The 13,264-nt window shown below is 68.4% G+C and carries 8 protein-coding genes; 2 read left to right on the forward strand and 6 right to left on the reverse strand.

Annotation, left to right across the window (positions count from 1 at the left end; translation table 11 throughout):
- Positions 1-160: 160 nt before the first annotated feature.
- The 6 genes from AC07OQ_RS04705 to AC07OQ_RS04730 form a co-directional block, all read right to left on the reverse strand.
- The gene (locus AC07OQ_RS04705; protein WP_495051939.1) at positions 161-1,042 is read right to left on the reverse strand and encodes an aldo/keto reductase; all 882 of its coding nucleotides are present in this window, start codon (positions 1,040-1,042) and stop codon (positions 161-163) included.
- A complete protein-coding gene (locus tag AC07OQ_RS04710; protein ID WP_495051940.1) occupies positions 1,033-3,489 on the reverse strand; it encodes an alpha-amylase family glycosyl hydrolase in 2,457 nt (818 codons plus the stop codon). Before AC07OQ_RS04710 ends, AC07OQ_RS04705 begins: the two co-directional genes overlap by 10 nt.
- 135 nt (positions 3,490-3,624) lie before the next feature.
- A complete protein-coding gene (gene malG / locus AC07OQ_RS04715; RefSeq protein WP_495051941.1) occupies positions 3,625-4,515 on the reverse strand; it encodes a maltose ABC transporter permease MalG in 891 nt (296 codons plus the stop codon).
- A 10-nt stretch (positions 4,516-4,525) separates the two neighbouring features.
- Entirely contained in the window at positions 4,526-6,157 is a 1,632-nt protein-coding gene (gene malF / locus AC07OQ_RS04720) for a maltose ABC transporter permease MalF (RefSeq protein WP_495051942.1), read from the reverse strand.
- 91 nt (positions 6,158-6,248) lie between these two features.
- Positions 6,249-7,430 (reverse strand): maltose/maltodextrin ABC transporter substrate-binding protein MalE, encoded by a 1,182-nt coding sequence (gene malE / locus AC07OQ_RS04725; protein ID WP_495051943.1) that lies wholly within the window; start codon positions 7,428-7,430, stop codon positions 6,249-6,251.
- A complete protein-coding gene (locus tag AC07OQ_RS04730) occupies positions 7,427-8,557 on the reverse strand; it encodes an ABC transporter ATP-binding protein (RefSeq protein ID WP_495051944.1) in 1,131 nt (376 codons plus the stop codon). Before AC07OQ_RS04730 ends, malE begins: the two co-directional genes overlap by 4 nt.
- A gap of 320 nt (positions 8,558-8,877) precedes the next feature.
- Here AC07OQ_RS04730 and AC07OQ_RS04735 point away from each other — a divergent pair, with 320 nt between their 5' ends.
- Together AC07OQ_RS04735 and glgB are read left to right on the forward strand one after the other, a co-directional pair.
- Positions 8,878-11,388: a glycogen/starch/alpha-glucan phosphorylase gene (locus AC07OQ_RS04735; protein ID WP_495051945.1), complete on the forward strand. Its 2,511-nt coding sequence runs from the start codon at positions 8,878-8,880 to the stop codon at positions 11,386-11,388.
- Between the two features lie 6 nt (positions 11,389-11,394).
- Complete coding sequence (glgB, locus tag AC07OQ_RS04740; RefSeq protein WP_495051946.1) at positions 11,395-13,263, forward strand: 1,4-alpha-glucan branching protein GlgB; 1,869 nt, start codon at positions 11,395-11,397, stop codon at positions 13,261-13,263.
- Position 13,264 lies beyond the last annotated feature (1 nt).

Raw genomic sequence — 13,264 nt, forward strand, 5'->3', positions numbered from 1 at the left:
CGGTTGAGGGTCTCTGCACTATGGCCAGCTCCCTACCTTCTTTGGAGACGGTGTTGCACTTACCTTGCCAAACCGCGGAGTCCATCCCATCATTGGAGCGGACCGCCTTCGGCGGCCGTTAAATTCAGGCGTTGGATGCCCCAGACTCGCCGGGGCAGGATCAAATGATCCCGTCCCATCCCTGATTTGCCTTGCGGAACGCGTTACGTAGCCCTTCCTGCTGCTCCAGCGGCAGCGGCCCGCGCGCCAGCGCTTCAAGATTGCGCCGCAGATTCGCCAGCTTGGTCGTGCCCACCAGCACCGAACTGACGCCTGGTTGAAAAGCGGCAAAGCGCAGCGCCAGCTCGTTCCAGTCCAGGCCATGCGGGGCTATGCCCATGGCCTTCCAGCGATCCCAGTAATGACCCTCGGCGAAGTCGCCGGGCCGCTCGCTGTATCGCCAGACATTGCTGGCCAGCGGGCGTTTGGCCAGCAGGGCCAGGCCTTGCTCGGCGGCGCGCGGCAGGCGCGCGTCCAGGATGCCCTGGTCGCAAATGCTGACCGAGGCCTGCAGCACCTGGAAGGCGCCGCAGGCTATCGCGAAGTCCAGCGCCTCGTTCTCGCCGGAGTAGGCGGCCAGGCGGACCTTGCCCTCGCGCTGCATGCGGGTCAGCGCCTCGATGATCTCGCCGCGCTGCAGCAGTTCCAGCGGGCAGGAATGGAAATGCACGATGTCCAGCACCTCCGTCTTCATCACCCGCAGCGCGCGCTCGACGCCGCCGACGATGCAGTCGTAGGTCCAGTCCGGCACGCCTTCGACGCCGTAGCCGACCTTGGTGGAGAGCAGGAACTCGCTGCGCCGGTGCGCCAGGTGGCGGCCGATCCGTTCTTCCGACAGGCCGTAGCTGCGCGCGGTGTCGATCAGCGTGATGCCCAGGTCCAGCACCTCGTTCAGCAGCCGCCCGGCGTCGTCTTCGCTCGTGCGCTCGTCGTTGATGTGCATCGCGCCGAAGCCCAGCAGCGAAGTCTGCAGGCCCGTGCGGCCCAGGGGTCTCATTTCCATGGCAGTAGTACGCGGCCGGAGAGGGCCGGGATGTCGAGTTCGAGGTAACCCTGGCGGGCCTGATGGGGGCTGCCGTCCAGCGCATCGGTGAAGCGGGCGCCTTGCAGATCGCGGGGCAGCGGGATGCGCACGCGGCGCGGCTGCTCGGCGTTGTTCATCGCGACCAGCGCGACCTTGTCGTCGTCGCGGCGCAGCAGCACGATCGCATGCGCGTCCAGCAGCAGCGGCGCCTCCAGCGAGCCACGGCGCAACGCCGGCAGCTCGTGGCGCAGCGTCGTCAGCCGCTGGACCGCGGCGCGCAGCGCCAGGTCGGGCTGGCCGCCCTCGTCGGCCCAGGGGTAGGGCGCGCGGTTGTACGGGTCCTCGCCGCCGCTGACGCCGACCTCGTCGCCGTAGTAGATCGTCGGCGCGCCGGGGTAGCTCATCTGGAAGAACATCGCCAGCAGCAGGCGGCGCTTGGTCTCGGCGAGCTTGGCTTGATCGCCATCGTCGCTCAAGCCGACGCCGGGCCGCCCCAAGGCGGCTTGATCCCCTCGGGGAATGGTCCCCGCGTCGCGGGGACCCGGGGGCTCCCTGTACCCCAGGTGATGCAGGGCACGCGGCTGGTCGTGGCTGGACAGCAGGTTCATCATCGCGTCCAGCGCGGGGCGCGGGTAGGCCTCGCGCAGCAGCTCCAGGTTCTGGTAGAGCCGGTCGGCGCGGCCGCCGGCGGCGTAGTCCAGCACCGTGTTGCGGAAGATGTAGTTCATCGCCGAGTCGAAGCCGTCGCCGAGGAAATACTTGCTGGCGTCGAACCAGGTCTCGGCCACGGTCAGCGCGTCGGGCTTGTGGGCCTTGAGCGCGGCACGCCACTCGCGCCAGAAATCGTCCGGCACCCAGGGCGCGACGTCCATGCGCCAGCCGGCCGCGCCGCGGTCCAGCCAGAACCTGGTCACCGAGTCGGCGTTGCCATAGGCGAAGGCGCGGAAGGCCGGGCTGGCCTTGTCGATCTCCGGCAGGTCCTTGATGCCGACCCAGCCCTGGTACTGGTCGCTGGGGTCGGGCTTGCCGGGATCCAGCTTGAACCAGCTCGCGTAGGGCGAGGCGGGGTTGAGCTTGCCGCCGTCGAAGGCGCCGCCGACGGGGAAGTTGTTAAAACGGTTGAAGTAGGGCGAGTCGCTGCCGACATGGTTCAACGAGGTATCGGGGATCACGCGCATGCCGCGCTTGGCGGCCTCAAACGTCAGGCGCTCGAAGTCGGCATTGCTGCCGAAGACCGGGTCGACCTGCAGGTAGTCGGCGGTGTCGTACTTGTGGTTGCTGGCGGCGCGGAAGATCGGCGTCAGGTACAGGGTGTTGGCGCCCAGGGCGCGGATCTCGTCGAGCTTCTGGATGATGCCCTCCAGGTCGCCACCGAAGAAGTCGTTGTTGTAGACGGCGTCGGAGCCGTCGCCGCTGTTCGGCTTGTAGGGGCGCTCCGTCCACCTGGCATGCAGCTCGATGCCCTGATCCTGGTAGCGCTCGCGGCCGGGCTGCGGGTCGTTGCGCTTGTCGCCGTTGCGGAAGCGCTCGGGGAAGACATGGTAATAGACGATGTCGCGCGCCCAGGCCGGCACCCGGAAACCGGCGGCATGGACGGTCTGGCGGTAGCGGCGGATGCGTTGCTTGGCCGACTCGGGTTTCTCGGTGGCCAGGCCCAGGCCCATCGAGCCCTTCTCGCGGGTCCAGAAGATGCTGTCCCGGTTGTTCTGGTAGACGTAGGTTTTGGCGCCGACCTTGGCCTCGAAGTAGTAGCCGTAGATGGCCTTGGCGCCGAAGCGATAGCTGGCATGGAAGCCTTTTTTGCCCTTCACGTCGCGCCGCATCGGCACGCGGGCCACCGGCAGGTACTCCAGCAGCTCCTGGTTGCCTTCCAGCCGGCGCTGCTCGATCACCAGGGTCGCGCTCTCGACGCCGGGCGCGGCATGGAGGTGGAAGTCGACGCTGGTGTTCTCGGTGATCGCGCCATAAGGCTTCTTGAACTCGGCCAGGCGGGAGTCGAAGCGCAGGCTGCGCGCCAGCGGATCCGGTAGCGGCGGCTCGGGCTGCTCGGCGCTGGGTCTACGTCCGGGGCAGGCGGCGATGTCCAGGCGGGGGCTCTTGAACGTTAGGCAGTAGAGCCCGGGCTCGAAGCGGCGCTGCAGCGCGGCGCCCTTGAGCGCCAGCGCGTCGGTGTTGTTGACGCCACCCCAGTCCGCATCGGCCGACCAGTCCTCGTCGGCGATCTTGAAGCTGTGCTCGCCCTCCAACCGCGCCACCAGCTCATGGCGGTCGCAGCGCCAGCGGAACTGGTGCGCGTCCAGCGCCGCCCAGTTGTTCATCGTGCCGCGCAGGAACAGCTCGCGGCCCTGCAAGGGCGCGGGTTGGCAGTCGCGTGCCAGAGCGCCCAGCGGCACCGGCAGCGCCGCCAGCAGCAAGGCACTACACATTGAAGGTTTTCGATGAGGCATGAAGTCGCGGACGAAAGCAGTGCGCCGCCCGATCGCGCGGAGCCCGAGGATCCGGCTCTGCCGGGCCTGCGGGCTCGCCCCCTTGAGGGGGCACGCGAAGCGTGTAGGGGGTGGTCAACCTTTGACGCCACCGGCGGTGAGGCCCGAGACGATCCAGCGCTGCGCGATCAGGAATACCGCGGTGATCGGCAGCCCCGACAGCACGGCCGCGGCGGCGAAGTCGCCCCACAGGAAGCGCTGGTCGTGCAGGAAATACTTGGAGCCGACGGCCAGCGTGAGGTTGGCCTCCTCGCGCAGCAGCACCGAGGCGACCGGGTACTCGATGATGGTGCCGATGAAGGCCAGCACGAACACCACCATCAGGATCGGCACCGCCATCGGCAGCAGCACCAGGCGGAAGGCCTGCCAGTGGCTGGCGCCGTCGACCTTGGCGTTCTCCTCGATCTCGACCGGGATGGTCTCGAAGTAGCCCTTGATGGTCCAGATATGCGTCGCGACGCCGCCCAGGTAGGCCACCACCAGGCCGGCATGGGTCTCGATGCCCAGCGCCGGCACGAAGTTGCCCAGGGTCTCGAAGATCGCGTAGATCGCGACCAGCGCGAGCACCGGCGGGAACATCTGCAGCAGCAGCATGCTGTTCAGGATGGGCTGCTGGAAGCGAAAGCGCAGGCGCGCGAAGCCATAGGCCGCGGTGGTGGAGATCGCGACGATCGCGCAGGCCGAGATCGTCGCCACCTTGACCGAGTTCCACAGCCAGGCCAGCACCGGGAAGGGCGGTGCCACCTGGCTGCCGTCCGCAGCCTGGTAGGGGATGCCCAGCGCGAGCTGCCAATGCTCCAGGCTGATCTCGCTCGGGATCAGGCTGCCGGTGGCGAAATTGCCGGGCCGCAGCGAGATCGACACCACCGCCAGCAGCGGGAACAGGGTGATCGCCAGGAACACCCACAAGAGCGCATGCGCGGCGAAGACGCGCCAGCGGGCCTGCTTGCCTCGGACGATGGCCATGTATCAGTCCTTACGAGTTGGCCTTGCGCATCAGGCGCAGGTTGATCAGCGACATCGCCGCGACCAGGATGAAGATCAGGGTCGAGATCGCGGCCGCCAGGCCGAAGTCCGAGCCCGAGTCGCGGAAGGCGATGCGGTAGGTGTAGCTGACCAGGATGTCGGTCTGGCCCGCCGGGATCTTGGTCGAGAGGTAGTCCGGCCGGCCGTCGGTCAGCAGCGCGATCAGCACGAAGTTGTTGAAATTGAAGGCGAAGGCCGAGACCAGCAGCGGCGCCAGCGGCTTGATGATCAGCGGCGCGGTGATCTTGCAGAAGTTGGTCAGCGGGCCGGCGCCGGCGATGGCCGAGGCCTCGTAGAGATCGGCGGGGATGGCCTTCAGGAGGCCGGCGCACAGGATCATGATGTAGGGATAGCCCAGCCAGACGTTGACGATCACGAGCATCGTCTTGGCCAGCAGCGGATCGGCGAACCAGGCCGGCTTGACGCCCAGCAGCGCGTCGAGGATGGCGTTGATCTCGCCGAAGTTCTGGTTGAACAGGCCCTTGAACACCAGGATCGAGATGAAGCCCGGCACCGCATAGGGCAGGAAGAGCAGGGTGCGGTAGGTGGCGCGGTACCTCAGGTCTTCCCAGTTCAGCAGCACGGCCAGCAGCATGCCGATCGCGGTGGCGAAGAGCACGGTCAGCGCCGAGAACAGCACGGTCCAGGCGAAGATCGAGAGGAAAGGCCCGCGGAACTCGGCGTCCAGCACCATGCGGGCATAGTTCTTCCAGCCCACATTGACCTTGTAGCCGGGCTGCAGGGTCTCGCCGGAGGCGCTCTCGTAATAGCCGGTCTCGGCGTTGGGGCGGAAGACCTGGCCATCGGATACGCGCTTCAGGCCACCATCCGGCCGGGCCTCGTAGTGCGGGCGGATCGGGCCGAATTCGCGCAGGCCCAGGTAGTGCAGGGCGTCTTCCTGCGCCGCCGCGCCGGGCGGGCGCAGCTCCAGCCGCTGCAGTGCCTCGCGGTGCCGTACCAGCTCGCGCAGCGGCAGCGCCTCGCCCAGCGCGACGCCATCGGCCGGCGCCAGCGCGATCGGCGCCTTCGGCTCGCGGCGCAGCGCCAGCGGCGGCGAGACCCATTGCGCTTGGCCTTGCGCATCGAGCAGTGCGAGGCGGTACTCGCCGCGGCCTTTTTCGGCATGCAGGGTGAAAGCCCGCACCTGCTCCTCCACCGCGTCATGCTGGTCCAGCAGGTATTCGCGCACCCGCTCCTGGCTCAGCAGATGGGCCGAGGAGTAGTTGGTGAAGCCGATCTGCGTCGTGTAGAGCAGCGGGAAGGCGATGAAGAGCAGCATGCCCGCCACCCCGGGGAACAGGTAGCGGTAGGCATAGGAAAGGCCGGCGCGGCTCAGGTAGATGTAGAAGCCGGCGGCGAACAGGGTCAGCGCGCCCAGCGCCCAGCCGGCCTGGCCGGCGATGTAGATGTTGAACACCAGGTAGAGCGCGGCCAGCATCAGCAGCGCCACCAGCGGCCAGTAGAGCGCGCGGGCGAGGCGCTGCAGCGCGCCGGGCGGCTGCACCGTGTAGGCGCCACGGCCCAGCGGCGAATCGGCGAGCGTCGCGGCCAGGGTCGAGGAGGAAGCGGTCGTGGCGTTCATGTCTTGATCCAGCGGGTACCGCAGATCCGGCTTTGCCGGGCTGCCGGTGCCGCCCCCTCGAGGGGGCGTGCGGAGCGCGTAGGGGGTGGGCTCATTTCAGCAGCATGCGGGCGGCGGCGCCGTCGAGGGCATCTTTCGGCGATTGCAGACCGTTGGTGATGGCCTCCAGCGCCGCGTCCATCGCGGTCCAGAAGCGGCCGACCTCGGGGATGTTGGGGATGGGCTGGCCGGCGCGGGCGTTCTCCATGCTGGCCTTGATCAGCGGGTTGGCCGCCAGCTCGGCATAGAAGGCCTTGTTGGCCGGCACGCCGAGCGGCACGTCGGCGTCCAGCACCTTCAGCGCTGCCGGGCGCATCAGGTGGTTCTCGATGAACTCGCGCGCCACGTCCTTCAGCTTGGACGGTGCGGCGATCATGCAGCCCAGCACGCCGACAAAGGGCTTGGAGGGCTTGCCGGCCACCGCGGCCGGGATAGCCGCGACGCCGAAATCGATCTTGGCGCGGCGGGCGTTCTCCCAGGCCCAGGCGCCGGAGATCATCATCGCCACCTCGCCGCGCGCGAAGCCGGTCTCCATCTCGGAGTAGCGCGCGCCGCGCGGCATGTGGCCCTCCTTGATCAGGCGCTCCAGCATGCGGCCGCCGGCCAGCGCGCCGGCGTTGTTGACGTCCACCTGGGCCGGGTCGTAGTCGCCCTGGGCGTTGCGGCCGTAGATCACGCCGCCGGCGCCGGCCAGGATGGGCCAGCTGAAGAAGCTTTTGTTGTAGTCCCAGAGGATGGCCTGCTTGCCGCGCCGGCGCAGTTCCTTGTCCAGCGCCATCAGCTCGTCGAAGGTGGCGGGCGGCTTGGGCACCAGGGCCTTGTTGTAGATCAGGCCGGTGGTCTCGATCGACAGCGGGTAGCCCCACAGCCGGCCGCGGTAGCGGAAGGCCTGCCAGGCGGCATCCTCCACCTCATCGCGCAGCCGCTGGCCGGGGCGGATCGGCGTCAGCAGCCCGGCCTTGGCCCATTCGCCGACCCGGTCGTGCGGCCAGCAGAAGATGTCCGGGCCCTTGCCGGCGCCGGCGGCCTGCTGGAACTTGTCGGTCGGGTCGACCGGGTGCTCGACCACCACCTGGACGCCCGAGGCCCGCTCGAAGGCATGGCCGACCTTCTGCAGGCCGTTGTAGGCCTTGTCGCCATTGATCCAGACCAGCAGCTTGGGTGCGGCCGGTTCGGCCTGCGCCGCGCCGCCGACGAGCAGCGCGGCCGCCAGCAATGACAGAACCCACCTCATGCCGACAGCTCCGGCGCGGCCTGGCGGCGGAAGGCGCGACCCTCGGCGTCGAACAGATAGACGGCCTCGGGCGGCAGCTGCAGGGCCAGCGCGTCGCCGCTGCGCAGCCGGTCGCAGCCGTTGCGGCCCTCGAACTGGCAGGTCAGCGGCTCCTCCAGCCCGGGGTAGGGGCAGTAGGCAAAGGTGGTGCCGCCCAGCGATTCGACGAAGGCGACGGTCGTGTCGATCAGGTTTTCGCTGCCGCCCTGACTTCCCCCAATACGCAGATGCTCGGGGCGGATGCCCAGCGTGAGCCGGTCGCCCGCCCGGGCGCGCGAGGCGTCCACCCGCGCGCGGATCTGCTGGCCGCCCGCGAGGCGCAGCAGGGCCTCGTCGGCGTTGCCGCCCAGCAGCTCGGCCGCCAGGAAGTTCATCTTGGGGCTGCCGATGAAGCCGGCCACGAAGAGGTTGTCCGGATGCTCGTAGAGCTCCAGCGGCGTGCCGACCTGCTCGATCCGGCCGGCCGACAGCACGACGATGCGGTCGGCCAGGGTCATGGCCTCCACCTGGTCGTGGGTCACATAGACCATCGTGGTCTTCAGGTCCTCGTGCAGCTTGGCGAACTCGTAGCGCATGCGCACGCGCAGCGCGGCATCGAGGTTGGACAGCGGTTCGTCGAACAGGAAGACCTCGGGCTTGCGCACGATGGCGCGGCCGATCGCGACGCGCTGGCGCTGGCCGCCGCTGAGGTCCTTGGGCTTGCGCTCCAGCAGATGCTCGATGTGCAGGATCTTGGCGGCATAGCGCACCGCGCGATCGATCTCGTCCTTGGGCACCTTGGCGAGCTTCAGGCCGAAGGCCATGTTGTCGTACAGATTCATATGCGGGTAGAGCGCATAGGACTGGAACACCATCGCGATGCCGCGCTCGGCCGGCGGTACCTCATTGACGAGCAGCCCGCCGATGCGCATCTCGCCGCCGGTGATGTCCTCCAGGCCGGCGATGGTGCGCAAGAGGGTGCTCTTGCCGCAGCCCGAGGGGCCGACGAAGACCATGAACTCGCCGTCGCGAATCTCCAGATCGATGCCATGCAGGATCTTGGTCTCGCCATAGGCCTTGGCCACGGCTTGCAGCTTCACGTCCGCCACTGGGCTCACCTCCGCGCCGGGCTTGGGCAGCGCGGCTTGTCTCGTTGGGTTGTGCGCGAGCGCCATCACGGTGCTCGCAGGATTTGTAGAGAATATACAGTCGAAAATGTAGTCATACAACGGAGATTGCTCGAATCAGAGCTCATTGATTTCATTAGAATCAAAGGCTTGCTGATGGATTCGGGATTTCCATATGTAGTGAAACTACACAAACAAGAATCGGTCGGCGATACTTTGTTCCGAGCCGCCGCAGGCCTTGTTTCTGGCCGTGCGGTGCCATTCTTGCCATGGCCTCCTGGGGCCGCATTGCTGAACACCCTATGAACGCAAGCGCAGCACAGCGCAGCCGCCCGGCCGGCGCCCCCGATGTCGACACGCCAATGAATACCGAAGACCTGTCCGCCGCCTTCCGGTCCGCGCTGCAGCGCGAACTGGCTCAGTCCAGCGAAGGCGCCAGCCGCGAGGCGCTGCTGCGCGCCGCGGCGAGCGCCTGCCGCGAACTGCTGGCCCGACGCTGGGCCGCCACCCAGGCGGCCGATGCCGCGCGCGGCGCGCAGGCCCCGGTGCGCCGCGTGCATTATCTGTCGATGGAATTCCTGATGGGGCGCGCGCTGTCGAATGCGCTGGCCGCTCTGAAACTGGACGAGGAGGTGTGCGCCGCCTTCGCCGCCCGGGGTCAGACCTTGCCCGATGTGCTGGAGCGCGAGCCCGATGCGGCGCTGGGCAATGGCGGCCTGGGTCGGCTGGCGGCCTGCTTCCTCGACTCCTTCGCCGAAGCAGGCCTGCCGTCCTTCGGCTACGGCCTGCGCTACCAATACGGCATGTTCGCCCAGGGCATCCAGGGCGGCCGCCAGGTCGAGGCGCCGGACGACTGGCTGCGCGCCGGCAACCCCTGGGAGGTCCATCGCCCCGAGCTGCGCTACCCGGTGGGCTTCGGCGGCCGGGTCGAGGCTTCGGCCTGCGGCGCGCGCCGCTGGTTGCCGGCCGAACGCCTGGTGGCCGAGTGCTATGACTTCATCGTGCCGGCGCATCACAGCGAGCGCGTTTCCACCCTGCGTCAATGGCATGCCACGGCCGAGGCGCCGATCGACTTCAAGGCCTTCTGCGAGGGCGACTATGCCGGCGCGGCCAGGCATCGCGTGGCGGCCGATGCGCTGAACTGGGTGCTCTATCCCGACGACAGCAGCGAGGCCGGCCGCGAGCTGCGCCTGAAGCAGGAGGCCTTTCTGGTCAGCGCCTCGCTGCAGGACCTGATCGCCCGCCATCTGCGCGAAAACCGGGACGCAGGCGGCCAGCTGCACAATCTGGGCAGGACCAATGCCATCCACCTGAACGACACGCACCCGGCGCTGGCCCCGGCCGAGCTGATGCGCCTGCTGCTGGACGAGCATGGCCTGGCCTGGGACGAGGCCTGGGGCCTGACCCGCCAGGCGGTCTCCTACACCAACCACACCCTGATGCCCGAGGCCCTGGAAACCTGGCCGGTGCGCATGTTCGAGGCCCTGCTGCCGCGCCACCTCGAAATCATCTACGAGATCAACCACCGCTTCCTGGCCGAGCTGCGCGGCCGCTTCCCCGGCGACGAGGCGCTGATCCAGCGCGTCTCCCTGGTGGACGAGGGCGGGCCGCATGGGGGCGAGCGCAAGCTGCGCATGGCCGCGCTGTCCATCGTGGCCTCGCACAAGGTCAACGGCGTCGCGGCCCTGCATTCGGAGCTGATGGTGCAGACCATCTTCGCCGACTACGCCAGGATCTTCCCCGAGCGCTTCCACAACGTCACCAACGGCGTGACGCCGCGCCGCTGGCTGCAGCAGGCCAACCCGGCCCTGGCCGGCCTGATCGACGGCCGCATCGGCAAGACCTGGCGACGGGACCTGGCCGAGCTGTCCCGGCTGAAGCCGCAGGCCGCCGATGTGGGCCTGGGCCGCGAGCTGCTGGCCGTCAAGCGCGCCAACAAGGACAAGCTGGCCGCCCTGATCCGCCGCGAACTGGGGCTGACCGTCGGCCCGGACAGCCTGTTCGACGTGCAGATCAAGCGCATCCACGAGTACAAGCGCCAGCTGCTCAATATCCTGCATGTGATCGCGCGCTACCAGGCCATCGTCGCGGATCCAGCTGCCGACTGGGTGCCGCGCACCGTCGTGATCGCCGGCAAGGCCGCGTCCGCCTACCAGATGGCCAAGAGCATCATCCAGCTGGCGCATGACGTGGGCCGCGTGGTCAACAGCGATCCGCGCGTCGGCGACAAGCTCAAGCTCGTGTTCCTGCCCAACTATGGCGTCGGCATGGCCGAGACCATCATCCCGGCCGCCGACCTCAGCGAGCAGATCTCCACCGCCGGCACCGAGGCCTCGGGCACCGGCAATATGAAGTTCGCGCTGAACGGCGCCTTGACCATCGGCACCTGGGACGGCGCCAATATCGAGATGGCCGAAGCGATGGGCACCGAGAACATGTTCGTCTTCGGCCTGCGCACCGAAGGCGTGGCCCAGATCAAGGCACTGGGCTACGACCCGCGCCTGTATGTGGAAGAGAACCTCATGCTCAAGCGCGTGATCCGGGCCATCGCCGAAGGAGAGTTCTCCAACGGCGACACCGGCCGCTACCGCGCCCTGGTCGACAATCTGCTGGGTCGCGACGGCTATCTGCTGATGGCCGACTTTGGCGACTATGTGGCGACGCAAGGCCGTGTCGACGCGCTGTTCAGGCAGCCCGAGGCCTGGGCCCGCCAGGCGCTCCTGAACATCGCCGGCATGGGCTGGTTCTCGTCGGACCGCACGATCGCCGAATATGTGGACCGCGTCTGGTCGGCGCAAAGCCTGAACAACTGACAAGCGATGTCGTCACCGCTGCTCGCCGTCGAGGACCTGACCTTGCTGGCCCGGGGCGAGCATCCGCGTCCCTGGCTGCACCTGGGGGCGCACGAACAGCAAAAAAAGGGCGGCGTGCGCTTCGCGGTCTGGGCGCCGGCCGCGCGGCGGGTCAGCGTCGTCGGCGACTTCAATGGCTGGGACGGCCGCCGGCATCCCCTGCAGCGCGAGGGCGAGGACAGCGGTATCTGGGCCGGCCTGGTGCCCGAGGCGCAGCCGGGCCAGTTCTACAAGTACGAGCTGGAGGGGCCGGACGGCCGGCTGCTGCCGCTGAAGGCCGACCCCTATGCGCGCGCCGCGCAGCTGCGGCCGGACAACGCCTCCGTCATCGTGGCCGGCCCGCCGCCGGCCCGGCAAGCCCTGACCCCGGCTCGGGCGGCGGCCAACCGTCGCGACGCACCGATCTCGATCTACGAGGTGCATCCGGCCTCCTGGCGCCGGCCAGGCGATGGCCAGTGTCCCAGCTGGGACGAGCTGGCCGACAGCCTGCCGGCCTATGCAGCGGATCTCGGCTTCACGCACATCGAGCTGCTGCCGATCACCGAGCATCCCTTCGACGGCTCCTGGGGCTACCAGACCCTGGGCCTCTACGCGCCGAGCGCCCGCTTCGGCCCGCCCGAGGGCTTTGCGCGCTTCGTCGCGGCCTGCCATGCGCATGGCCTGGGCCTGCTCTTGGACTGGGTGCCGGCGCATTTCCCCACCGATGCCCATGGCCTGGCCCGGTTCGACGGCACGCCGCTGTACGAATACGCCGACCCGCGCGAGGGTTTCCATCGCGACTGGAACACCCTGATCTATGACTTCGGCAAGCCCGGCGTGCGCCAGTTCCTGGCCGGCAGCGCGCTTTACTGGGCCGAGCGCTGGGGCGTGGACGGGCTGCGCGTCGACGCGGTCGCCTCGATGCTCTACCGCGACTACTCGCGGCCCAGCGGCGAGTGGATTCCCAATGTGCAGGGCGGGCGCGAGAACCTGGAGGCGGTCTCGCTGTTCAAGCGCATCAACGAGACCTTGGGGAGCGAGGCCCCCGGCGCCGTCAGCCTGGCCGAGGAATCGACGACCTTTCCCGGCGTCTCGGCGCCCAGCCATGCCGGCGGCCTGGGCTTCCATTACAAATGGAACATGGGCTGGATGAACGACACGCTGGCCTATATGCGCGAGGACCCGATCCACCGCCGCTGGCACCACGACAAGCTGACGTTCGGCCTGGTCTACGGCTTCGACGAGAACTTCGTGCTGCCGATCTCGCACGACGAGGTGGTGCATGGCAAGGGCTCAATGCTCGGCAAGATGCCCGGCGACGAGTGGCAGAAGTTCGCCAATCTGCGCGCCTACTATGGTTTCATGTGGGGCCACCCGGGCAAGAAGCTGCTGTTCATGGGCCAGGAGTTCGGCCTGCCAACGGAGTGGAACTTTGATGCCGAGCTGCCCTGGGGTCTGCTGGAGCAGCCGCGTCACGCCGGCCTGCAGCGCCTGCTGCGCGATCTCAATACACTGTACCGTGGCGAGCCTGCCCTGCACCGGCTGGACTGCGAGGCCGGCGGCTTCCGGTGGCTGCAGGCCGAGGAGCGCGAACTCTCGGTGCTGGCCTGGGCGCGCTTCGACGGGCAGGGCGGGGTGATGCTCGTGGTCTGCAACTTCACCCCTGTGCCGCGTCATGGCTACCGCCTGCCGGTGCCTGCGGGCTTCAAAGCCTGGCGCGAGGGCCTCAACACCGATTCCGCCCATTACGGCGGCAGCAATGTCGGCAATCTGGACGTGCCCCTGCCGGTCCAGGCCGATGGCACGATCGGCCTGACCCTGCCGCCCCTGGCCACGCTCTTCCTCGTTTCCGCCTGAA

It is taken from the genome of Roseateles sp. GW821-FHT09B06, assembly GCF_059418245.1.

Excerpts from the sequence above, each read along its gene's own strand:
- malE (WP_495051943.1), bottom strand. The coding sequence starts at position 7,430 with ATGAGGTGGGTTCTGTCATTGCTGGCGGCCGCGCTGCTCGTCGGCGGC.
- AC07OQ_RS04710 (WP_495051940.1), bottom strand. The coding sequence starts at position 3,489 with ATGTGTAGTGCCTTGCTGCTGGCGGCGCTGCCGGTGCCGCTGGGCGCT.
- malF (WP_495051942.1), bottom strand. The coding sequence starts at position 6,157 with ATGAACGCCACGACCGCTTCCTCCTCGACCCTGGCCGCGACGCTCGCC.
- AC07OQ_RS04735 (WP_495051945.1), top strand. The coding sequence starts at position 8,878 with ATGAACGCAAGCGCAGCACAGCGCAGCCGCCCGGCCGGCGCCCCCGAT.
- AC07OQ_RS04705 (WP_495051939.1), bottom strand. The coding sequence starts at position 1,042 with ATGGAAATGAGACCCCTGGGCCGCACGGGCCTGCAGACTTCGCTGCTG.
- glgB (WP_495051946.1), top strand. The coding sequence starts at position 11,395 with ATGTCGTCACCGCTGCTCGCCGTCGAGGACCTGACCTTGCTGGCCCGG.
- malG (WP_495051941.1), bottom strand. The coding sequence starts at position 4,515 with ATGGCCATCGTCCGAGGCAAGCAGGCCCGCTGGCGCGTCTTCGCCGCG.